Source organism: Allobrachymonas denitrificans DSM 15123 (assembly GCF_900110225.1).
Classification (GTDB): Bacteria; Pseudomonadota; Gammaproteobacteria; order Burkholderiales; family Burkholderiaceae_C; genus Brachymonas; species Brachymonas denitrificans.
Window position 1 is genome coordinate 31541 of the sequence record NZ_FOCW01000011.1, and the last position, 18698, is coordinate 50238.

27 protein-coding genes are annotated in these 18698 nt (G+C 64.0%); 9 read left to right on the forward strand and 18 right to left on the reverse strand.

The window, feature by feature from the left end; translation table 11 throughout:
- The first annotated feature begins 306 nt into the window (after positions 1–306).
- From BMW28_RS11800 to speE, 6 genes are all read left to right on the forward strand, one after another.
- Positions 307–597 (forward strand): HP0495 family protein, encoded by a 291-nt coding sequence (locus BMW28_RS11800; RefSeq protein ID WP_091818201.1) that lies wholly within the window; start codon positions 307–309, stop codon positions 595–597.
- The gene (gene lipB, locus BMW28_RS11805) at positions 598–1272 is read left to right on the forward strand and encodes a lipoyl(octanoyl) transferase LipB (protein WP_091818203.1); all 675 of its coding nucleotides are present in this window, start codon (positions 598–600) and stop codon (positions 1270–1272) included.
- A gap of 136 nt (positions 1273–1408) precedes the next feature.
- Complete coding sequence (lipA, locus tag BMW28_RS11810; RefSeq protein ID WP_091818205.1) at positions 1409–2437, forward strand: lipoyl synthase; 1029 nt, start codon at positions 1409–1411, stop codon at positions 2435–2437.
- Complete coding sequence (locus tag BMW28_RS11815; RefSeq protein ID WP_091818207.1) at positions 2438–3325, forward strand: DMT family transporter; 888 nt, start codon at positions 2438–2440, stop codon at positions 3323–3325.
- Between the two features lie 270 nt (positions 3326–3595).
- Complete coding sequence (gene speD, locus BMW28_RS11820) at positions 3596–4021, forward strand: adenosylmethionine decarboxylase (RefSeq protein ID WP_091818209.1); 426 nt, start codon at positions 3596–3598, stop codon at positions 4019–4021.
- Complete coding sequence (speE, locus tag BMW28_RS11825) at positions 4018–4980, forward strand: polyamine aminopropyltransferase (protein ID WP_091818211.1); 963 nt, start codon at positions 4018–4020, stop codon at positions 4978–4980. The genes speD and speE overlap by 4 nt, the downstream gene beginning before the upstream one ends.
- Before the next feature lie 68 nt (positions 4981–5048).
- On the opposite strand, the gene ptsP is transcribed toward speE, so the two are convergent.
- From ptsP to BMW28_RS11845, 4 genes are read right to left on the reverse strand one after another with little or no spacing between them, the layout of a single operon-like run.
- Entirely contained in the window at positions 5049–6812 is a 1764-nt protein-coding gene (ptsP, locus tag BMW28_RS11830) for a phosphoenolpyruvate--protein phosphotransferase (RefSeq protein ID WP_091818213.1), read from the reverse strand.
- A 10-nt stretch (positions 6813–6822) separates the two neighbouring features.
- Positions 6823–7092 (reverse strand): HPr family phosphocarrier protein, encoded by a 270-nt coding sequence (locus tag BMW28_RS11835; RefSeq protein WP_091818215.1) that lies wholly within the window; start codon positions 7090–7092, stop codon positions 6823–6825.
- Positions 7089–7526, reverse strand: coding sequence for a PTS sugar transporter subunit IIA (locus tag BMW28_RS11840; protein WP_091818217.1), 438 nt, complete (start codon positions 7524–7526; stop codon positions 7089–7091). The genes BMW28_RS11835 and BMW28_RS11840 overlap by 4 nt, the downstream gene beginning before the upstream one ends.
- 58 nt (positions 7527–7584) lie before the next feature.
- Positions 7585–8832 carry an MFS transporter gene (locus tag BMW28_RS11845; protein WP_091818219.1) on the reverse strand — a complete coding sequence of 416 codons (1248 nt, stop codon included), beginning with the start codon at positions 8830–8832 and terminating at the stop codon, positions 7585–7587.
- A gap of 220 nt (positions 8833–9052) precedes the next feature.
- Here BMW28_RS11845 and BMW28_RS11850 point away from each other — a divergent pair, with 220 nt between their 5' ends.
- The gene (locus tag BMW28_RS11850) at positions 9053–9550 is read left to right on the forward strand and encodes a TlpA family protein disulfide reductase (protein WP_091818221.1); all 498 of its coding nucleotides are present in this window, start codon (positions 9053–9055) and stop codon (positions 9548–9550) included.
- Between the two features lie 71 nt (positions 9551–9621).
- On the opposite strand, the gene BMW28_RS11855 is transcribed toward BMW28_RS11850, so the two are convergent.
- A complete protein-coding gene (locus BMW28_RS11855) occupies positions 9622–10074 on the reverse strand; it encodes a c-type cytochrome (RefSeq protein ID WP_091818223.1) in 453 nt (150 codons plus the stop codon).
- A gap of 182 nt (positions 10075–10256) precedes the next feature.
- Here BMW28_RS11855 and BMW28_RS11860 point away from each other — a divergent pair, with 182 nt between their 5' ends.
- Positions 10257–10958 (forward strand): cytochrome b/b6 domain-containing protein, encoded by a 702-nt coding sequence (locus BMW28_RS11860; RefSeq protein ID WP_091818248.1) that lies wholly within the window; start codon positions 10257–10259, stop codon positions 10956–10958.
- A 4-nt stretch (positions 10959–10962) separates the two neighbouring features.
- Complete coding sequence (locus BMW28_RS11865) at positions 10963–11463, forward strand: GNAT family N-acetyltransferase (protein WP_200785795.1); 501 nt, start codon at positions 10963–10965, stop codon at positions 11461–11463.
- A 32-nt stretch (positions 11464–11495) separates the two neighbouring features.
- Here the strand turns inward: BMW28_RS11865 and BMW28_RS11870 are convergent, their stop codons facing one another.
- From BMW28_RS11870 to tuf, 13 genes are all read right to left on the reverse strand, one after another.
- Positions 11496–11813 carry a YdhR family protein gene (locus BMW28_RS11870; protein WP_091818225.1) on the reverse strand — a complete coding sequence of 106 codons (318 nt, stop codon included), beginning with the start codon at positions 11811–11813 and terminating at the stop codon, positions 11496–11498.
- Positions 11814–12024: 211 nt separating this feature from the next.
- The gene (rpsQ, locus tag BMW28_RS11875; RefSeq protein WP_091818227.1) at positions 12025–12294 is read right to left on the reverse strand and encodes a 30S ribosomal protein S17; all 270 of its coding nucleotides are present in this window, start codon (positions 12292–12294) and stop codon (positions 12025–12027) included.
- 15 nt (positions 12295–12309) lie between these two features.
- The gene (gene rpmC / locus BMW28_RS11880; RefSeq protein WP_091818229.1) at positions 12310–12504 is read right to left on the reverse strand and encodes a 50S ribosomal protein L29; all 195 of its coding nucleotides are present in this window, start codon (positions 12502–12504) and stop codon (positions 12310–12312) included.
- A 15-nt stretch (positions 12505–12519) separates the two neighbouring features.
- Entirely contained in the window at positions 12520–12936 is a 417-nt protein-coding gene (gene rplP, locus BMW28_RS11885; RefSeq protein ID WP_091818230.1) for a 50S ribosomal protein L16, read from the reverse strand.
- A 28-nt stretch (positions 12937–12964) separates the two neighbouring features.
- A complete protein-coding gene (gene rpsC, locus BMW28_RS11890; RefSeq protein WP_091818232.1) occupies positions 12965–13831 on the reverse strand; it encodes a 30S ribosomal protein S3 in 867 nt (288 codons plus the stop codon).
- A 12-nt stretch (positions 13832–13843) separates the two neighbouring features.
- The gene (rplV, locus tag BMW28_RS11895) at positions 13844–14173 is read right to left on the reverse strand and encodes a 50S ribosomal protein L22 (protein ID WP_091818234.1); all 330 of its coding nucleotides are present in this window, start codon (positions 14171–14173) and stop codon (positions 13844–13846) included.
- Positions 14174–14182: 9 nt separating this feature from the next.
- On the reverse strand, positions 14183–14458 hold the full coding sequence (gene rpsS, locus BMW28_RS11900; protein ID WP_091818235.1) for a 30S ribosomal protein S19: 276 nt from the start codon (positions 14456–14458) through the stop codon (positions 14183–14185).
- A gap of 10 nt (positions 14459–14468) precedes the next feature.
- A complete protein-coding gene (gene rplB / locus BMW28_RS11905) occupies positions 14469–15296 on the reverse strand; it encodes a 50S ribosomal protein L2 (protein ID WP_091818237.1) in 828 nt (275 codons plus the stop codon).
- 2 nt (positions 15297–15298) lie between these two features.
- Entirely contained in the window at positions 15299–15613 is a 315-nt protein-coding gene (rplW, locus tag BMW28_RS11910) for a 50S ribosomal protein L23 (protein ID WP_091818239.1), read from the reverse strand.
- Entirely contained in the window at positions 15610–16230 is a 621-nt protein-coding gene (gene rplD / locus BMW28_RS11915; RefSeq protein ID WP_091818241.1) for a 50S ribosomal protein L4, read from the reverse strand. The genes rplW and rplD overlap by 4 nt, the downstream gene beginning before the upstream one ends.
- Complete coding sequence (rplC, locus tag BMW28_RS11920; protein ID WP_091818243.1) at positions 16230–16904, reverse strand: 50S ribosomal protein L3; 675 nt, start codon at positions 16902–16904, stop codon at positions 16230–16232. Before rplC ends, rplD begins: the two co-directional genes overlap by 1 nt.
- Before the next feature lie 273 nt (positions 16905–17177).
- Positions 17178–17489, reverse strand: coding sequence for a 30S ribosomal protein S10 (gene rpsJ / locus BMW28_RS11925; protein WP_054257904.1), 312 nt, complete (start codon positions 17487–17489; stop codon positions 17178–17180).
- Positions 17490–17507: 18 nt separating this feature from the next.
- Positions 17508–18698 carry an elongation factor Tu gene (gene tuf, locus BMW28_RS11930; protein WP_091815611.1) on the reverse strand — a complete coding sequence of 397 codons (1191 nt, stop codon included), beginning with the start codon at positions 18696–18698 and terminating at the stop codon, positions 17508–17510.

The window sequence follows — 18698 nt, forward strand, 5'->3', positions numbered from 1 at the left end:
ATACGCAGGCATCCCCCAAGGTAAATACCTAGGCATCCATTTTTTGAAAGTGTTGTTGAAGGAACTGCACGCAAGTGTCGGCAAAACGGGGGTTTCGGTGACGAATCGGCGCGTTCGGGCATCGCAGGTACACTGGCGGCCACGCTCCGGTCCGGCGTGCTGCGCCAAAAAGGGCTTGCAAATTGCGCAGGACGGGCCCATCTGGGGGCAAATTCCCTCTTTTGGGCCACGAAACGCCCGCAGGCAGCCGGCTTCCGGCCCTGTTGCCTTTTACGCACACGTCAACCATTACCCGACTGTTTTACCATGTCTGATTCCAGCTCCCAAACGCCTCCTGCACGCGAATCGCTGATCGAGTATCCCTGCGATTTTCCGATCAAGGTGATGGGCGAGCGCGTGGACGGCTTCGTCCATGCCATCACCCATATCGCGAAGCAGTTCGATCCCGGCTATGACGCCAGCACCGTGGAACTGCGCGAAAGCTCCAGCGGCAAGTACCTGGGCGTGACGATCACCGTGCGTGCCACCAGCCGCGAACAGCTGGACGAGCTCTACCGCACCCTGACCAGCCACCCCATGGTGAAGGTGGTGCTGTAAATGCAGCCCGAACTGGTGTGGCGCGGCCGGCTGGACTATGCCACCGCCTTCGAGGAAATGCGCGCCTTCACCGATGCGCGCACGGCAGGGACACCGGACCAGATCTGGCTGTGCGAGCACCCGCCCGTGTTCACGCAGGGGCTCGCCGGCAAGGCCGAGCATGTGCTGGCGGCCGGTGACATTCCGGTGGTGCAGACCAACCGGGGCGGTCAGGTGACCTACCACGGCCCCGGGCAGGTGGTGGCGTATCCGCTGATCGACCTGCAGCGCGCCGGCTATTTCGTGAAGGAGCTGGTGTACCGGATCGAGGAGGCGGTGCTGCGCACTTTGGCCGGCTATGGCGTGACGGGCCACCGCGTGGCTGGCGCCCCCGGCATCTACGTGCGGCTGGACGACCCCTTTGCGCATGCCGCGCTGAACGAACCGCGCCTGCCGGGTCAGGAATTTGCCGGACTGGGCAAGATCGCGGCGCTGGGCATCAAGGTGAGCCGCCATTGCAGCTACCACGGCGTGGCGCTGAACGTCGCCATGGATCTGGAACCCTTCCACCGCATCAACCCCTGCGGCTACAGCGGGCTGCAGACGGTGGATCTGGCCTCCTGCGGCGTGCACACCAGCTGGGAGGAAGCGGCGCAGCGGCTGGGCGGGATGCTGGCCTCCCGGCTGGCGCCCTGACCATGCGTCGCGGGCATACTGCCCGAGTCGTCAGGGGCGCTGCGGCTTATCCCTGTGTTCCGGCGGGCTGACACGCGCGGTTTGGAGCGGAACGGGCGCAGCGTTTACACTGCGGCATTCAAGATCAGAGACAACCATGAGCAGCCAGAACCCTTCCGCTCCCGCCGGCAGCAGCCCTGTCGTGCGCGAGGCGCAGAGCACCGACACCTACAACCCCTCTGCCAAGCAGAAAGCCGCCGCCAAGCTGAGCCGCATTCCGGTCAAGGTGGAGCAGCACGAGATCCTCCGCAAGCCGGACTGGATCCGCGTGAAGGCGGGCAGCCCGAGCACGCGCTTCTACGAGATCAAGGACATCCTGCGCCAGAACAAGCTGGTGACGGTGTGCGAGGAAGCCAGCTGCCCGAACATCGGTGAATGCTTCGGCCACGGCACGGCCACCTTCATGATCATGGGCGACAAGTGCACGCGCCGCTGTCCGTTCTGCGACGTGGGCCACGGCCGGCCCGATCCGCTGGACGCGAACGAGCCGGAAAACCTGGCGCGCACGATTGCCGCGCTGCGCCTGAAGTACGTGGTGATCACCAGCGTGGACCGTGACGATCTGCGCGATGGGGGGGCGCAGCACTTCGTGGACTGCATCCGCAAGACGCGCGAGCTGTCGCCGAACACGCAGATCGAGGTGCTGGTGCCCGACTTCCGCGGTCGCGACGACCGTGCGCTGGAGATCCTGAAGGCGGCGCCGCCGGATGTGATGAACCACAACCTGGAAACCGTGCCGCGCCTGTACAAGCAGGCCCGCCCGGGCAGCGACTACCAGTTCTCGCTGAACCTGCTGAAGAAGTTCAAGGCCCTGTTCCCCGATGTGCCGACCAAGAGCGGCCTGATGGTGGGCCTGGGTGAGACGGACGAGGAAATCCTCGAGGTGATGCAGGACATGCGCGACCATGGCATCAACATGCTGACCATCGGCCAGTATCTGGCGCCGAGCAACAGCCATCTGCCGGTCAAGCGCTACGTGCATCCGGACACCTTCCGCATGTTCGAGGAAAAGGCCAAGGAAATGGGCTTCAGCCATGCCGCCGTGGGCGCGCTGGTGCGCAGTTCCTACCATGCCGACCAGCAGGCCATGGCGGCTGGCGCGGCGACCCCTGCCGAGAGCAAGTAAATGCTCCGTTCGCAAGGCCGGCAGGGCGTGCTGTTCGCCCTGGCGGCCATCCTGCTGTGGGCCAGCCTGGCCACGCTGGGGGTGAGCCTGCGCCATGTACCGCCGTTTCTTCTGACGGGGCTCGGGCTGCTGGTCGGGTCGCTGGTGGCCCTGCCGCTCTCGCGCGGGCGCTGGGCGGACTGGAAGGTTCCCTTTGCGACGCTGCTGGTGGGCTTTGTCGGCCTGCTCGGCTATCACGCGTTGCTGTTTGCCGCCTTTCAGCTGGCGCCGCCGGTGCAGGTGAATCTGCTCAACTACCTGTGGCCGCTGGGCATCGTGGTGCTGGCGCCGCTGCTGCTGCGCGGCATGCGTTTCCGCTGGCAGCATCTGGCTGCGGCGGTGATCGGCTTTGCCGGGGCGGTGCTGGCCCTGCTGGACGGTGCCCGCGCCGGCGGCAGTTCACTCACGACAGCGCTGGATGGCTCCACGCTGACCGGCTATCTGCTGGCACTGGCAGCCGCGCTGACCTGGGCCTGCTATTCGCTGCTGAGCCAGCGCGTGCCACCCTTCCGCACGTCCGCCATCGGGGGTTTCTGCCTGCTGGCCGGCATCGGCTCGCTGCTGTTCCACTGGGCCTTCGAGGCGCCGGTGGCCCTGTCGCTGCGCGACTGGGGGCTGATTGCCCTGCTCGGCATCGGCCCGCTCGGCGGCGCCTTCTTTGTGTGGGATGCGGCGCTCAAGCGCACCGATCCGCGTACCGTGGGCCTGCTGGCCTTTCTCACCCCCCTGCTCTCCACCGCCATGCTGCTCTGGAGCCGCGGGCAGACGCCGAGCGAGCTGCTGGCGCTGGCCACCCTGCTGATCGTGGGTGCAGCAGTGGTCGGAGCACGGCCCGGCACCAGGGAATGACTGTCCGGCAGCTACGGAAACAAACGCCAGCCTTCACGCTCACGCAGGGTCGGCCAAAGCGATATCCTTGCACCGCCTGCCAGAATAAGCCCTTGATTTTGAACAATTTAATCCCCATGTTAGACTGATGGGCTTTCTCGGCTCCCTGCGAGCCGCCCATCTTCTGTCCTGCCCGGCGCAGTGGCAGACGTCAGTCAGTGTCCCGCGACGCTGCTTCGCGATCGTGCTTCGGCCCGGTCTCTGTTGCCACCTTCATCGTGGAGATGCGTGATGCACACATCAACTCATACCCTTCTCGGCCAGCCGGCCCGCACCGCTGCCGCCCATGTGGCGCGCAAGGCACCCGGCCTGCATCTGATCGGCGACCTGTACGGTTGCGATTGCGACGACAGCCTGATGCTCGACGCGGCAGCCATCGAGGCCTTCTGCCTGCAGGCCGTCGAACAGGCCGGGCTGACCTCGGTGGGCAGCCTGTTTCACAGCTTTGGCGAGGGGGGTGGAGTCACCGGCATGGTGGTGCTGGCAGAGTCGCATCTGTCGCTGCACACTTGGCCCGAGGATGACTACGTGACGCTGGATGTGTACGTCTGCAGCTATTCGCAGGACAACTCCGGCAAGGCCGAAGCGCTGTTCAGGCAGCTGAAGGACGCCTTCAATCCGGCCGAGCCGCACCTGCACCGGGTCGTGCGCGCATGAGCGCCCCAGCACCTGCTGCGAAGGGCAGCTACGCACTGGAAGCGCTCACCGACGATTTCGGCTTCTACGTGCGCGCAGACGCACTGCTGGCGGAGCGCCGCTCGCCCATGCAGCACATCGAGATCCTGGACACGCCGCTGTTCGGCCGCGCCATGCGCATCGACGGCTGCTTCATGACCTCGGAACGGGATGAGTTCTTCTACCACGAGCCGATGATCCACCTGCCCGCGGTGTCCTTCGGACGCCCGCGTTCGGCGCTGATCATTGGCGGCGGCGATGGCGGAGCGGCCGAGGAGTTGCTCAAGCACCCCGACATGCAGCGCGTGGTGCTGGCCGAGCTTGATGCCGATGTGGTGGAGATGGCGCGCGAATGGCTGCCCGCCGTCCACCGCGGTGCCTTCGACGATCCGCGGCTGGAGCTGCTGCTTGGCGATGGCCGCGCCTTCGTGGAGCAATGCGAGGAGCGTTTCGACCAGATCGTGCTGGACCTGACCGATCCCTTCGGCCCCGCCGTGGCGCTGTACACGCGCGAGTTCTATGCGGCCTGCCGCAGCAAGCTTACTCCGGGCGGCGTGCTGTCGCTGCACATCCAGTCGCCCATCCACCGTCCGGAGACGCTGGCACGTATCGTGGCTTCGTTGCGCTCTGTGTTCGGCGTGGTGCGCCCGTATCTGCAGTATGTGCCGCTGTATGGCACGCTCTGGGCCATGGCCGTGGCCTCGGACAGCACCGATCCGCTGGCGCTCGATGCCGCCGCCGTGGATGCACGCATTGCCGAGCTGGGACTGCGCGACCTGCAGCTGTACAACGGCGCCACGCACCAAGCCCTGCTGGCCCAGCCCAATTTCCTGCGCGAGCTGCTGGCGCAACCGGCTCAGGCCATCGTGGAAGGCGATGCACTGGACGATCCGAGCCTGCAGGCGGACAGCATGCAGGCGCTGCGGGTGATGCCGGTCTGATATCCGTCTCGGGACCGGGCTGCGTGGCACGCCAGCCCGGTCCTCTCCCGCCGCTGCAGCGCCCGAGTTCAGGGCTTCTGCGCCATCGCAGCCGCGGGATCCTCGCTCTGCAGCACCTGCTGTGCCCAGTCGACCAGCTTGCTGGTATCGGAGCGCACGATCTCCTGCTTGACCGCAAGAATCTGCGCCGGGTGCATGGAGAAGCTGCGCAGGCCGAGACCCAGCAGCAGCTTGGTAAATGCCGTGTCGCCGGCCATTTCGCCGCACACGCTGACCGGCTTGCCCATGTCACGCGCCGCACGGATGGTGTCGGCCAGCAGCTGCAACACGGCGGGGTGCATCGGGTCGTACAGGTGCGCCACCGATTCATCGGCCCGGTCGATGGCCAGCGTGTACTGGATCAGGTCGTTGGTGCCGATCGACAGGAAGTCGAAATACTTGAGGAACAGGCGCGCCGTGAGCGCAGCGGCAGGCACCTCGATCATGGCACCCAGATCGACCTCCCCGTAGGCCACGCCGCGCGCATCGAGCTGGCTGCGCGCCGTGTCCAGCATCTGCAAGGTCTGCCGGATCTCGCTGACATGGGCCAGCATGGGAATCAGCACATGGATGCGCCCGGAAGCCGCGGCGCGCAGGATGGCGCGCAGCTGCGTGAGGAACATGGCCGGCTCGGCCAGGCTCCAGCGGATGGCGCGCATGCCGAGTGCGGGGTTGAGGTGGGCGGCATCGGGCACGCTGTCGTTGAGCGGCTTGTCGGCACCCACGTCGATGGTGCGGATGGTGAGCGGCAGCCCGCGCATGCCCTCGAGCGCGCGCACATAGGCCTGGTACTGCTCCTCTTCGCCGGGCAGGTGGTGGTTGCGGCCCATGAACAGGAATTCGCTGCGGAACAGGCCCACGCCGACAGCGCCGGCAGCCAGCGCGGCCTCGGTATCCTTGGGCAGCTCGATATTGGCCAGCAGCTCGATTTTCTCGCCGTCCAGCGTGACGGCCGGCGTATTGACCAGACGCAGCAGGCGCGAACGGTCCAGCGCGTCCTGGCGCTGGCGGAAGCGGTACTCGTCCAGCGTGATGGTGGACGGGTTGACCAGCATGACGCCGGCATCGCCATCGATAATGACCCAGTCGTCCTGCCGCACCAGTTGGCTGGCGGTACGGGCACCCACTACGGCCGGAATGCCCATGCTGCGCGCCACGATGGCCGTGTGCGAGGTCTTGCCGCCCACATCGGTGACAAAGCCCTTGAACACGCTCTGACGGAACTGCAGCATGTCGGACGGACTGAGGTCATGCGCCACCAGCACCAGCGGCACGTCCGTGGCATCCTCGCCCAGCAGGCCGGCCTCGCTGGCTTCGTGGCGTCCGCTTTCCTGCACCGCCAGCAGCGTCTGCTGGCCCTGGATGCGCTTGATGATGCGCTCGATCACCTGCTCCAGATCGAGCTTGCGCTCGCGCAGGTAGGGGTCCTCCATCTCGTCGAACTGGCGCGCCAGCCGCTCGAACTGGGTGGACAGGGCCCAGCCGGCGTTGTAGAGACGGTCCGCGATCCAGTAGCGCACGCCGCTGAAGATCTCGTCGTCCTGCAGCAGCATCATGTGCACTTCGAGCAGTGCCGCCAGCTCTCCCGGCATTTCCTTGGGCATGGTGGCCAATAGCAGCTGGATTTCCTGCACCACATCGTCGCGCGCCGCGTGCACCCGGGCGATTTCTGCCTCGACCTGTTCCGGCTCGATGAAATAGTGCCCCACATCGGAGCGGCTGGACGCAATCACCACCGCGCGCCCGATCGCCACGCCTCGGCCCACCCCTATGCCGTGGATCGATATCGTCATCCGCGCATCCTCACTCGCCTTCGCCGAACTTGTCGTTGATCAGGTCCGCCAGCGCCTGCATGGCCTCTTGCTCGCGTTCGCCGCTGGTTTCCAGCGTGATTTCGGTGCCGATGCCGGCCGCCAGCATCATGACGCCCATGATGCTCTTGGCATTGACGCGGCGGCTGCCGCGCGAGACCCACACTTCGCACGGGAAGGAGCCGGCCAGCTTGGTGAGCTTGGCCGAGGCACGGGCGTGCAGCCCGAGCTTGTTGCTGATGGTGATGGCTTGCTGAATCATTCTTTCACGTCCTGGTCGCAGGCACCCAGATTGCAGGTGAGCGGCATGATGCCCTGGGCACCGCCGCTGAGCGCGCGCTCCTGCATCTCGTCCAGAGGAAGCCCCGCGTAGCAGACCGCACGCAGCAGCATGGGCACGTTGAGTCCGGTGACGCCACGCAAGGCGGCATGGCAGCCCAGTGTCTCCTGCCGCTCGAGCATGTGCGACACCACATTGCAGGGCGTTGCGCCGAACAGGTCGGTCATCACCAGCATGCCCGCACAGGGCATGCCCTGCAGCAGCACACGCGCACGCTCCAGCGTCTGCTCGGGCGCTTCGTGCGGCAGCACATCGAGCGCATGCACGCGGTCGCCGCAATCAGGGAAGACATGCAGCGCCGCCGCCCGGAACGCCTGCGCAAGCGGTTCGTGGGCAATGATGAGGATCTGGTTCATGCAGGGAAAAGTGCCCGAGCCCGCGCAACTGTACGGCGCGCGCAGGGACACGGATTGGTCATTCTGCTGATGATACTTCGGCGCGGCCCGGTTTGTACCACAGGAACAGCAGATACGACAGCACGCAGGCAGCCAGCAACACCCCGAAGGCACCCCGATAGGCATCCGCCAGCATCCAGCCGCGCTGCTGCAACGCATCCACCAGCCGGCCCACGCCGGACTGGATCAGGAACACGCCTGCGAACACCAGCAGATTGAAGGAGGTCAGGGAGCGCCCCGCCAGATGCACCGGCAGGCGCTGCGTCAGGATTGGCTGCGCCAGCGACACCACGGTGGACGTAACGCAGAACGCCGCCAGCAGCCAGGGCGTCCATCGGCCCAGGCTGGAACCACCGAGGATGACCAGCAACAGGAGGGCCATGCTGACCGGCAGGCCCCTGCGGATCATGCTCTCCACCTCGATGCCCGCCCGTATCAGGCGCGGCATCAGCAGCCCCCAGAGCCAGAAGGCCAGCAGCATCAGCAGGTTGATGATGAACATGCCCTGTGCCGACTGTTCCGGCGTGAATCCGGCGACATGGCTGAGCCAGGGGCCGGCCCACAAGGTCTGGGTGGCCGTCATGGCGCCGTAGTTGATCAGGGCAATCGGGATGTAGTGGATGAACTGCGGATGCGTCCAGACCGCGCGCAGCCCGCCCCTGGCACTGCCCTGCCCTGCAGGTGCAGCGGCAGAGGACGGCCAGGCAGGCAACACCCGCAGCACCAGCACCATGCCCAGCGCCATCAGGATGGCAAGCAGCACGAACAGCATGCGCCAGCCGGTCACCGGCAACAGCCATTGCACCGGCAGCGTGGCGGCCACCATGCCGAGGGATCCCGTCATCAGCATCCAGGCATTGGCGCGCAGCTGCATCGGGCCATCGAGCCAGCGACGGTAGCCGGCCAGTGGCGCCATCAGACAGGCGCTCAGCCCGATGCCGGCCAGCAGCCGTGCGGCAAACAGGCTGGTCAGGCCCTGCGCCCAGGCAAACAGCAGGGTGCCCAGGATCGCCAGCACCAGAAAGCGCGTGAGGATGGTGCGCGGACCATACTTGTCCAGCCAGTGCCCCAGCGGCAACTGCGTCAGCGTGAAGCCGAGAAAATACGCACCGGACAGCAGGCCCAGCGCCCCTGCGCCCAGGCTGAACTCCGACGTGAGCTGCGGCGCAATGGTCGCGGTCACCACCCGCAGCAGCGTGGAGAGGAAGTAGCAGAAGGCGCACACCAGAAAAACCAGGATGACGCCGCGACGATCGAGCAGGGACATGGGACTACAGCAGGCAAGCCCGTCAGGAATGGACACGGACGGCCCGGACGGAGTGTCAGCAAATGTAGCATGTGAGATTCAGGTCTGCCCGCGTGAAAAACCCTGCGTTGCCCCAAGCTGTTCGGGGTCTCGGCACGCGCGAGGGCGCAATGCGCATACACTAGGCGTCCGGGCCGGCAGCCAGCACGGCCCCGAGATCCGTCTTTCGAGAGCGCCTTCCATGAAACGCCTGTTTTCCATCATGGGCTTCCTGGCCCTGTTCGGGGTGGCCGCCGCCACCTATTTCTCGCTGCGCCCCGATGCAGCTCCGCAGTCCAGCTTCGTGATGCTGGACGGCAGCCAGAAGACCACCCAGTCCTGGAACGGCAACGTGACGCTGGTCAACTTCTGGGCCACCAGCTGCACCACCTGCGTCGCCGAGATGCCCATGCTGGTCAGCACCTACAACAAGTACCAGGGCAAGGGCTACCGCACGGTGGCCGTCGCCATGGAATACGATCCGCCAGCCTACGTGCTGAACTTCGTGAAGACGCGCCAGCTCCCCTTCGAAGTGGCACTGGACAATACCGGCCAGGTGGCGCGTGACTGGGGCAACATCACCATCACCCCCACCACCTTCCTGCTGAACAAGCGCGGGGAGATCGTCAAGCAGTACGTGGGTGCGCCCGACGAGAAGGAACTGCACACACTGATCGAGAAGCTGCTGGCCGAGACCTGACCACCTCTTCTTGCCCCGGCAAGCAGACAGCCCGCAGATGCGGGCTGTACTGTTTGTGCAGGCGCCGGGGCTTACTTGCTGCGGAAGTTGTCGTGGCAGGACTTGCAGGTCTGCGCCGCATCGGCAAATGCGGCCTTGAGCTGGTTCAGGTCACCACTCTTGGCCGCCGTGTTCAGCTTGGCGGCCTCGGCCTGGAACTTCTCGGCACCGGCCTTGAACTTGGCGTTGTCCTTCCAGATTTCCGCCTTGGCCCTGGTCTGGCCCTTGTCGCTGCCCGGGATGAAGCCGGCAAACGGCAGGCGGGCCATGTAGGCCACCACCTCGGCATTGGCGGCGGCAGAGCGCGCGTTGTAGGGCATCTTGCCAGTGGCCATGGCGCCCAGCGGGCCGAAGTGCGAACCGATCACGTTGAAGGCACCCTGGCGGTACTTGATGGCGTCTTCGGCCTTGGCAAAGGTCTGGGCACTGGCAGGCAGTGCAGCGAACAGGCCGGCGGCCAGGGTCAGGCAGGCGAGTTTTTTCATGAAAACAGTTTCCTCGTCGTCGTGGATGGGGGAGTCGGATACGGGCCGGCAAGGGGCCGCATGCGATGGCGCAGGATGCCCCGCGCTGACACGGGTGCCGTGCACCGTGCTAAAGTTATTTTGGCATGGCTGCGGCGACGCTGCCGTGCCACTCCGATTACCCGATTGCCCTTCCCTGCTACATGACCCGCGAGCCCGCCACCACCGTTCCCGTCCGCATCTGGGATCTTCCCACCCGCCTGTTCCACTGGGCACTGGCCCTGCTGGTCGTCGCCCTGGTGGTCACCGGCAGTGTGGGTGGATTGTGGATGGAATGGCACCTGCGCGCCGGCATGGGCGTGCTGGCCCTGCTGCTGTTTCGCCTTGTCTGGGGCGTGATCGGCGGCCACTGGTCGCGTTTTGCCAACTTTATCTACAGTCCGGCACGCATCCTGCGCTACCTGCGCGGCGACAGCCATGCCCTGGATGATGCCGGCCACAGCCCCATGGGTGCCCTCTCCGTCTGGGCCATGCTGCTGGTGCTTGCGGTGCAGGGCGTGATCGGCCTGTTTGCCTACGATGACATCGCATTCTCGGGCCCGCTGGCCCATCTGGTGTCCAACGACACCGTCAGCACGCTGACCGGCCTGCACAAGCTGGCCAAGCCGCTGATCATCGCCTTGGTGCTGCTGCATGTGGGCGCCATCGTGTTCTATCGCCTCTCACGCAAGCGCAATCTGGTCGGGCCCATGCTGCTGGGTGACAAGCAGCTGCCGCCGGGCACCCCGGCCAGCCGCGACAGCGCGGCCACGCGTCTGCTGGCCCTGCTGCTGTTTGCAGCCTGCGCAGGATTCATGGTGTGGGTGAGTTCGCTTGCCGGCGAGATGTCCGCCAGCTACATGTAATCCCATGAGCGACCATCTGCCTCCCCCCGATATCGCCCTGCACGCGGCGGACACGCCCGAATTGCTCGAACAGGCGCGCGCCCTGCTGCTGGAATACGCAGACAGCCTGAATGTGGACCTCGACTTCCAGGACTTTGCCGACGAGCTTGCCTCGCTTCCCGGCGCCTATGCCGGCCCGCAAGGCGTGTTGCTGCTGGCCTTCGTGGACGGCACGGTAGCCGGCAGCTGCGCCCTGCGCCCGCTGCCGGAAAGCGACTATGCCGATGCCGCCGAGATGAAACGCCTGTACGTGCGCCCCATGTTCCGCGGTTTCGGTCTGGGTCGGCTGCTGACCGAAGGCATTCTGGATGCCGCACGCATGGCTGGCTACCAGCACGTGCTGCTGGATACCCTGGACGACATGGAATCGGCGCGGGCGCTGTACGAGGAACTGGGCTTCGTCGAAATCCCGCCCTACTACCACAACCCGATCGCCGGCTCGCACTACCTGATGGCTGCGCTGTAAGCCAACTCAAGGCTCATCGGCCCGCCTGCCGCTCAGCTTTCGTCGATCAGGATCTCGTGCGTCAGGTTGTCCACCTGCACGGGGCTGTCGAAAAAGGTCAGCAAAGGCGGAGCGCCGTACTTCTCCTGCACAAACGTCTTCCAGGTGGCGTCGTAGACGCGATCGGCGTCCTCGCGCGTGCGCCACAGGTACATGCCGCCGGCCGTGCGGCCGTCTTCGGACAGGATGTAGTACTTGCGCACCAGCCCCGGCATGTCGATGTAGCGCGGTGCCGTGTTGCGGAAGATTTCGCGCGCCTGCGCACGCGTGATGGCCTCGGGCAGGCTGAACTGGACCAGTGCGGTGATCATGAACGGAATCCCTCGCCGGAAAGATGAGTCAACGGGGCGCTGGGCGCCCCTCGCTTGCGACAATTATGCCCGGAGTAAATCGTTCCCTTCCCGCGCGGGGAGCTGCACGCATGCCCGCACCTATCGCAGGACGAAAAAAAACGCCCCACTCGCGTGAGGCGTTCCTGTGCAGCAGGAATGCGGACATTCCTGCCGGACGGCTGTCCGTGGTTTACACCACAGCGGCCTTCTGCACCAGGCGGGTAGCAACCCAGCTCTTGGTACGGGAGATCGGACGGCCTTCGGTAATCTCGATGATGTCGCCCATCTTGTACTCGCCATTTTCGTCATGGGCGTGGTACTTGCTGGTCTTGATCACGATCTTGCCGTAGATCGGGTGCATCACGCGACGCTCGATCATCACGGTCACCGTCTTGGCGCGCTTGTCACTCACCACCTTGCCGATCAAGGTGCGCTTGAGGGAGGTTTTTGCTTCCGTCATTGGTTCACTCCTTGATTACTTGGCGGCTTGCTTTTCAGCAAGAATGGTCTTGGCACGTGCGATGTCACGGCGCGTCTGGCGCAGTGCAGCGGTGTTGTTCAGTTGCTGGGTGCCCTTTTGCATGCGCAGACCGAAATGGGCCTTCTGCAGGTCCTTGATTTCGGCTTCGATGCCGGCCACGTCCTTGTTGCGCAGATCAGCAGCTTTCATTTTCTCTTCTCCTGATTAGGCGCCCAGTTGGCGGGACACGAACACGGTGCGCAGCGGCAGCTTGGCAGCAGCCAGCTTGAACGCTTCACGGGCCAGCTCTTCGGGCACACCCACGATTTCGTAGATGATCTTGCCCGGCTGGATTTCTGCCACGTAGTACTCGGGGTTACCCTTGCCGTTACCCATACGCACTTCAGCAGGCTTCTGGGAGATCGGCTTGTCGGGGAACACGCGAATCCAGATACGGCCGCCACGCTTGACGTGACGGGAAATGGCACGACGTGCAGCTTCGATTTGACGGGCAGTCAGGCGACCACGGTCGGTCGACTTCAGGCCGAAGTCACCGAATGCCACCGTGTTGCCACGGGTAGCGATGCCGGTGTTGCGGCCTTTCTGCTCTTTGCGGTATTTTCTGCGTGCAGGTTGCAGCATGTTTATTCTCCTGGATCAGCCGAACGGATTATTCGGCTGCGGTGCCGTCCGCTGCTGCAGCGGGCGCGTTCGCAACGCGCTTAACGGCGGGGGCTGCGCCAGTGGCTTCAGCCGGCTTGTCGCTGCCATCGGTCGGAGCAGTGTTACCTGCACCGGCGATGCGGCGGGTACGCGGACGGTCGCTGCGACGGTCGTCGCGGCCATCACGGCGGCCGCGCGGGCGGCGCTCGTCTTCACGCGGTTCGGCAGCCACGGGCACGTCGTTGCGGCCCAGGTTGTCGCCCTTGTAGACCCACACCTTGACACCGATGATGCCGTAGGTGGTTTCGGCTTCGCTCACACCGTAGTCGATGTCGGCGCGCAGGGTGTGCAGCGGCACACGGCCTTCGCGGTACCACTCGGTACGGGCGATTTCGATGCCGTTCAGACGGCCGGAAGACATGATCTTGATGCCCTGTGCACCCATGCGCATGGCGTTCTGCATGGCGCGCTTCATGGCGCGGCGGAACATGATGCGCTTCTCGAGCTGCTGCGTGATGCTGTCGGCGATCAGCTTGGCATCGATTTCGGGCTTGCGCACTTCCTCGATGTTCACTGCGACCGGAACGCCCAGCATGGCGTTCAGTTCACGCTTCAGGTTCTCGATGTCCTCGCCTTTCTTGCCGATCACCACGCCCGGACGCGCCGAGTAGATGGTGATGCGGGCGCTCTTGGCGGGGCGCTCGATCAGGATGCGGGAAACGGAAGCGTTCTTCAGTTTCTTGGCCAGGTACTCGCGCACCTTGATGTCTTCGGCCAGCATGCCGGCGAAGTCGCGGTTGTTCGCGTACCAGCGGCTGTTCCAGTTACGGCTCACCGCCAGGCGGAAACCGGTAGGATGGATTTTCTGTCCCATTGCTTACACCTTTCAGTTGCCGACCGTCACGTACACGTGGCACGTGGGCTTGCTGATGCGGTTACCGCGGCCTTTGGCGCGGGCGGTGAAGCGCTTGAGCGTCGGGCCCTGCTCGACGTAGATGGTTTTCACCTTCAGTTCGTCGATGTCGGCTCCGTCGTTGTGCTCGGCGTTGGCGATGGCGGATTCCAGGGCCTTCTTGATGATCACGGCAGCTTTCTTCTGCGTGAACGTCAGGATGTTCAGGGCCTGATCCACCTTCTTGCCACGAATCATGTCGGCGACCAGACGGCCCTTGTCGACCGACAGACGGACGCCACGAACAATTGCACGTGTTTCCATGGTCTTTCCTTATTTCTTCGCTTTTTTGTCTGCAGCGTGACCCTTGTAGGTACGCGTCAGGGCAAATTCACCCAGCTTGTGGCCAACCATCTGGTCGGTCACATAGACAGGCACGTGCTGCTTGCCGTTGTGCACGGCGATCGTCAGACCGATGAACTCGGGCAGGATCATGGAGCGACGCGACCAGGTCTTGACGGGCTTCTTGTCGTTGGTTTCGACGGCCTTTTCAACCTTGGCCATCAGGTGATGGTCAACGAATGGACCCTTTTTGAGAGAACGAGCCATTGTTTACCCCTTATTTCTTGCGACGCGACACAATCATGGACTGCGTGCGGCGGTTGTTACGCGTACGATAACCCTTGGTCAGGTTGCCCCACGGATCGACAGGCGCCATGCCGGTACCGGTACGGCCCTCACCACCACCATGCGGGTGGTCGATCGGGTTCATGGCCACGCCACGCACGGTCGGGCGGATACCCATCCAGCGCTTGGCACCGGCCTTGCCCAGCTGACGCAGGCTGTGTTCACCGTTGGCCACTTCACCAATGGTGGCGCGGCACTCGATGTGGATCTTGCGCACTTCGCCCGAACGCATGCGGACCTGGGCGTAGACGCCTTCGCGGGCCAGCAGGGTAGCGTAGGTACCGGCGGAACGTGCAATCTGCGCGCCCTTGCCCGGCTTGAGCTCGATGCAGTGAATCGTGGAACCGACCGGAATGTTGCGGATCGGCAGGGTGTTGCCCACGCGGATCGGCGCTTCGGAGCCGCTCACGATGCTGGCGCCCACTTCCAGGTAGCGCGGAGCAATGTGGTAGCGGCGCTCGCCGTCGGCGTAGCACACCAGCGCGATGTGCGCGGTACGGTTCGGATCGTATTCGATACGCTCGACCTTGGCGGGGATGCCGTCCTTGTCAGCGCGCACGAAATCGACCACACGATAGTGGTGACGGTGACCGCCGCCCTTGTGGCGCACGGTGATGTGACCGTTGTTGTTACGGCCGGCCTTCTGGAACTGGGGTTCCAGCAGGGGGGCGTAGCCTGCACCCTTGTGCAGGTGGTCACGGGAGACCTTCACTGCATGGCGGCGGCCAGCAGAGGTCGGTTTGATCTGGATAACAGCCATGATTAAGCAGCCTCCCCGGACAGGTTCAGTTCAGAGCCTTCCTTCAGCGTCACATAGGCCTTGCGCACGTTGTTGCGACGGCCGATGGAACGGCCAAAGCGCTTGACCTTGCCCTTGGTGTTGACCACGGAAACGCCAGTCACCTCGACCTTGAACAGCAGTTCAACAGCGGCCTTGATTTCGGGCTTGGTAGCGTCCTGCAGCACCTTGAAGGTGACGGCATTGGACTTCTCGGCAACCAGGGTGGCCTTTTCGGACACGACGGGAGCCACGAGGACGGCCATCAGACGGCCTTCGTCAAACTTGTTGGCGCTCATGCGAACATCTCCTGCAGTTTGTCGATGGCACCCTTGGTGACCAGCACTTTCTTGTAGTACACCAGAGACAGCGGATCGACATAACGCGGCTCCACAACCAGCACATTGCCCAGGTTGCGGGAAGCCAGGTACAGGTTCTCATCCAGTTCTTCGGTGATCACCAGTACGGAATCCAGATTCATGGCCTTGAACTTGGAAGCCAGACCCTTGGTCTTGGGGCTGTCCACTTTCAGGGAATCGACCACGGACAGGCGACCGTCGCGCACGAGCTGCGACAGGATCACGGCCATGCCGGCGCGGTACATCTTCTTGTTGATCTTCTGGCTGAAATTTTCTTCCGGGCTGTTCGGGAAAGCGCGACCGCCTCCACGCCAGATCGGGGAAGACGTCATACCTGCACGAGCGTTGCCGGTGCCCTTCTGGCGGAACGGCTTCTTCGTGGAGTGCTTGACCTCTTGACGGTCTTTCTGCTTGCGGGTGCCTTGACGGGCGTTGGCCTGGTAGGCAACGACGATCTGGTGCACCAGGTCTTCGTTGTAGGCACGACCGAACACGGTGTCCTGCGCATCCACCTTGGCGGCGGACTGGCCCTGGTCATTCAGGAGTTCGATTTGCATCACTTGGCTCCTTCAACTGCTTTGGCCTTGACTGCCGGACGGACGGACACGAAGCCGCCCTTGGAGCCAGGAATGGCACCCTTGATCATCAGCAGCTGGCGGGCTTCATCGATACGCACCACGGACAGGTTCTGCGTGGTCACGGTCTCGTCGCCCATGTGGCCGGTCATTTTCTTGCCAGGGAACACGCGACCCGGATCCTGGGCCATGGAGATGGAACCCGGAACGTTGTGGGAACGGCTGTTACCGTGGGAAGCGCGCTGGGAACCGAAGTTGTGGCGCTTGATGGTACCGGCGTAGCCCTTGCCGATGGAAGTGCCCTGCACGTCGACCTTCTGGCCAACGGAGAACAGTTCGGCGACGGGCAGCGTGGCGCCAGCGGCGTACTTGCCGGCGACCTCGTCGGTCACGCGGAATTCCTGGGTGATTTCACCGGCTTCGACGCCGGCCTTGGCCAGATGGCCGGCCTGGGGCTTGGTCACGCGGGAAGCGCGGCGCTTGCCGAAAGTGACCTGCAGGGCCACATAGCCGTCGTTGGCGTCGGTCTTGACCTGGGTCACGCGGTTGTCGGACACGTCCACCACCGTGACGGGGATCGCATCCCCCTCATCGGTGAAGACACGCATCATGCCCACCTTGCGGCCCAGCAAACCCAAGTGTTTGCTCAGACTCATTGTTTTCTCCGTAACTTTCACCGCGACCGACTGCAATTGGCCAGCCGCGTGTTGGTGTGAAAGACTGTTAATAAAACTCCCTGCACTGGCTGGATGCACGCAAAAAACGCGCGCAAAAGTGCACGAAGCCTTGTATTCTAGGACGGCTGATCTGCTTTTGCAATAGCCTGTATTGCGAAACGCATGGAAAAGCCACATCCCGGAACGAAAAAGACCGGGTATCGCTACCCGGTCCGGAACTGCATCACGCAGGGGGCTTGCGCCCCGAGGCCATTACTGCAGCTTGATCTCGACGTCCACGCCAGCCGGCAGGTCCAGCTTCATCAGGGCGTCAACCGTCTTGTCGGTCGGGTCGACGATGTCCATCAGACGCTGGTGCGTGCGGATTTCGAACTGGTCGCGGCTGCTCTTGTTGACGTGCGGGGAACGCAGGATGTCGAAACGCTTCATGCGCGTCGGCAGGGGCACGGGACCCTTGACGATGGCGCCGGTGCGCTTGGCGGTGTCAACGATTTCAGCTGCGGACTGGTCGATCAGCTTGTAGTCGAAGGCTTTCAGACGGATGCGGATTTTTTGCTTGGACATGTTCTTGTTTCCTTCGGATTACGCGATGATCTTGGCAACAACGCCGGCGCCGACGGTACGGCCGCCTTCGCGGATGGCGAAACGCAGACCTTCTTCCATGGCGATCGGGGCGATCAGCTTGACGGTGATCGACACGTTGTCACCCGGCATCACCATTTCCTTGTCGGCCGGCAGCTCGATGGCGCCAGTCACGTCGGTGGTGCGGAAGTAGAACTGCGGACGGTAGTTGTTGAAGAACGGCGTGTGACGGCCACCTTCGTCCTTGGACAGAACATACACCTCGGCGGTGAACTCGGTGTGCGGCTTGATGGAGCCCGGCTTGCACAGCACCTGGCCGCGCTCGACGTCTTCACGCTTGGTGCCGCGCAGCAGGATACCCACGTTGTCGCCAGCCTGGCCCTGATCCAGCAGCTTGCGGAACATTTCCACGCCCGTGCAGGTCGTCTTCTGGGTTTCCTTGATACCGACGATCTCGATTTCCTCGCCGACCTTGATGATGCCGCGCTCGACGCGACCGGTCACCACGGTACCGCGGCCGGAGATGGAGAACACGTCTTCCACCGGCATCAGGAACGCACCGTCAACAGCACGCTCGGGAGCGGGGATGTAGGAGTCCAGCGCCTCGGCCAGCTGCATGATGGCGCCTTCGCCCAGCTCGCCCGTGTCGCCTTCCAGCGCCAGCTTGGCAGAACCCTTGATGATGGGGGTGTCGTCGCCGGGGAAGTCGTACTTGCTCAGCAGTTCGCGCACTTCCATCTCGACCAGTTCCAGCAGCTCGGCGTCATCAACCATGTCGCACTTGTTCAGGAACACGATGATGTAGGGCACGCCCACCTGGCGGGACAGCAGGATGTGTTCGCGGGTCTGGGGCATCGGGCCGTCAGCGGCGGAGCACACCAGAATGGCGCCGTCCATCTGGGCAGCACCGGTAATCATGTTCTTCACGTAGTCGGCGTGGCCGGGGCAGTCAACGTGCGCGTAGTGGCGGTTGGCCGTCTCGTACTCGACGTGCGAGGTGTTGATCGTGATGCCGCGGGCCTTCTCTTCGGGCGCGTTGTCGATCTGGCTGTAGTCACGCGCTTCGCCGCCGAACTTCTTGGACAGCACCGTGGCGATTGCCGCAGTCAGGGTGGTCTTGCCGTGGTCCACGTGACCGATGGTGCCGACGTTCACGTGCGGCTTGGTCCGTTCAAACTTTTCCTTGGCCAT

Coding starts and splice junctions, on each gene's coding strand:
- BMW28_RS11800 (WP_091818201.1), top strand. CDS start 307: ATGTCTGATTCCAGCTCCCAAACGCCTCCTGCACGCGAATCGCTGATC.
- lipB (WP_091818203.1), top strand. CDS start 598: ATGCAGCCCGAACTGGTGTGGCGCGGCCGGCTGGACTATGCCACCGCC.
- lipA (WP_091818205.1), top strand. CDS start 1,409: ATGAGCAGCCAGAACCCTTCCGCTCCCGCCGGCAGCAGCCCTGTCGTG.
- BMW28_RS11815 (WP_091818207.1), top strand. CDS start 2,438: ATGCTCCGTTCGCAAGGCCGGCAGGGCGTGCTGTTCGCCCTGGCGGCC.
- speD (WP_091818209.1), top strand. CDS start 3,596: ATGCACACATCAACTCATACCCTTCTCGGCCAGCCGGCCCGCACCGCT.
- speE (WP_091818211.1), top strand. CDS start 4,018: ATGAGCGCCCCAGCACCTGCTGCGAAGGGCAGCTACGCACTGGAAGCG.
- ptsP (WP_091818213.1), bottom strand. CDS start 6,812: ATGACGATATCGATCCACGGCATAGGGGTGGGCCGAGGCGTGGCGATC.
- BMW28_RS11835 (WP_091818215.1), bottom strand. CDS start 7,092: ATGATTCAGCAAGCCATCACCATCAGCAACAAGCTCGGGCTGCACGCC.
- BMW28_RS11840 (WP_091818217.1), bottom strand. CDS start 7,526: ATGAACCAGATCCTCATCATTGCCCACGAACCGCTTGCGCAGGCGTTC.
- BMW28_RS11845 (WP_091818219.1), bottom strand. CDS start 8,832: ATGTCCCTGCTCGATCGTCGCGGCGTCATCCTGGTTTTTCTGGTGTGC.
- BMW28_RS11850 (WP_091818221.1), top strand. CDS start 9,053: ATGAAACGCCTGTTTTCCATCATGGGCTTCCTGGCCCTGTTCGGGGTG.
- BMW28_RS11855 (WP_091818223.1), bottom strand. CDS start 10,074: ATGAAAAAACTCGCCTGCCTGACCCTGGCCGCCGGCCTGTTCGCTGCA.
- BMW28_RS11860 (WP_091818248.1), top strand. CDS start 10,257: ATGACCCGCGAGCCCGCCACCACCGTTCCCGTCCGCATCTGGGATCTT.
- BMW28_RS11865 (WP_200785795.1), top strand. CDS start 10,963: ATGAGCGACCATCTGCCTCCCCCCGATATCGCCCTGCACGCGGCGGAC.
- BMW28_RS11870 (WP_091818225.1), bottom strand. CDS start 11,813: ATGATCACCGCACTGGTCCAGTTCAGCCTGCCCGAGGCCATCACGCGT.
- rpsQ (WP_091818227.1), bottom strand. CDS start 12,294: ATGACGGAAGCAAAAACCTCCCTCAAGCGCACCTTGATCGGCAAGGTG.
- rpmC (WP_091818229.1), bottom strand. CDS start 12,504: ATGAAAGCTGCTGATCTGCGCAACAAGGACGTGGCCGGCATCGAAGCC.
- rplP (WP_091818230.1), bottom strand. CDS start 12,936: ATGCTGCAACCTGCACGCAGAAAATACCGCAAAGAGCAGAAAGGCCGC.
- rpsC (WP_091818232.1), bottom strand. CDS start 13,831: ATGGGACAGAAAATCCATCCTACCGGTTTCCGCCTGGCGGTGAGCCGT.
- rplV (WP_091818234.1), bottom strand. CDS start 14,173: ATGGAAACACGTGCAATTGTTCGTGGCGTCCGTCTGTCGGTCGACAAG.
- rpsS (WP_091818235.1), bottom strand. CDS start 14,458: ATGGCTCGTTCTCTCAAAAAGGGTCCATTCGTTGACCATCACCTGATG.
- rplB (WP_091818237.1), bottom strand. CDS start 15,296: ATGGCTGTTATCCAGATCAAACCGACCTCTGCTGGCCGCCGCCATGCA.
- rplW (WP_091818239.1), bottom strand. CDS start 15,613: ATGAGCGCCAACAAGTTTGACGAAGGCCGTCTGATGGCCGTCCTCGTG.
- rplD (WP_091818241.1), bottom strand. CDS start 16,230: ATGCAAATCGAACTCCTGAATGACCAGGGCCAGTCCGCCGCCAAGGTG.
- rplC (WP_091818243.1), bottom strand. CDS start 16,904: ATGAGTCTGAGCAAACACTTGGGTTTGCTGGGCCGCAAGGTGGGCATG.
- rpsJ (WP_054257904.1), bottom strand. CDS start 17,489: ATGTCCAAGCAAAAAATCCGCATCCGTCTGAAAGCCTTCGACTACAAG.
- tuf (WP_091815611.1), bottom strand. CDS start 18,698: ATGGCCAAGGAAAAGTTTGAACGGACCAAGCCGCACGTGAACGTCGGC.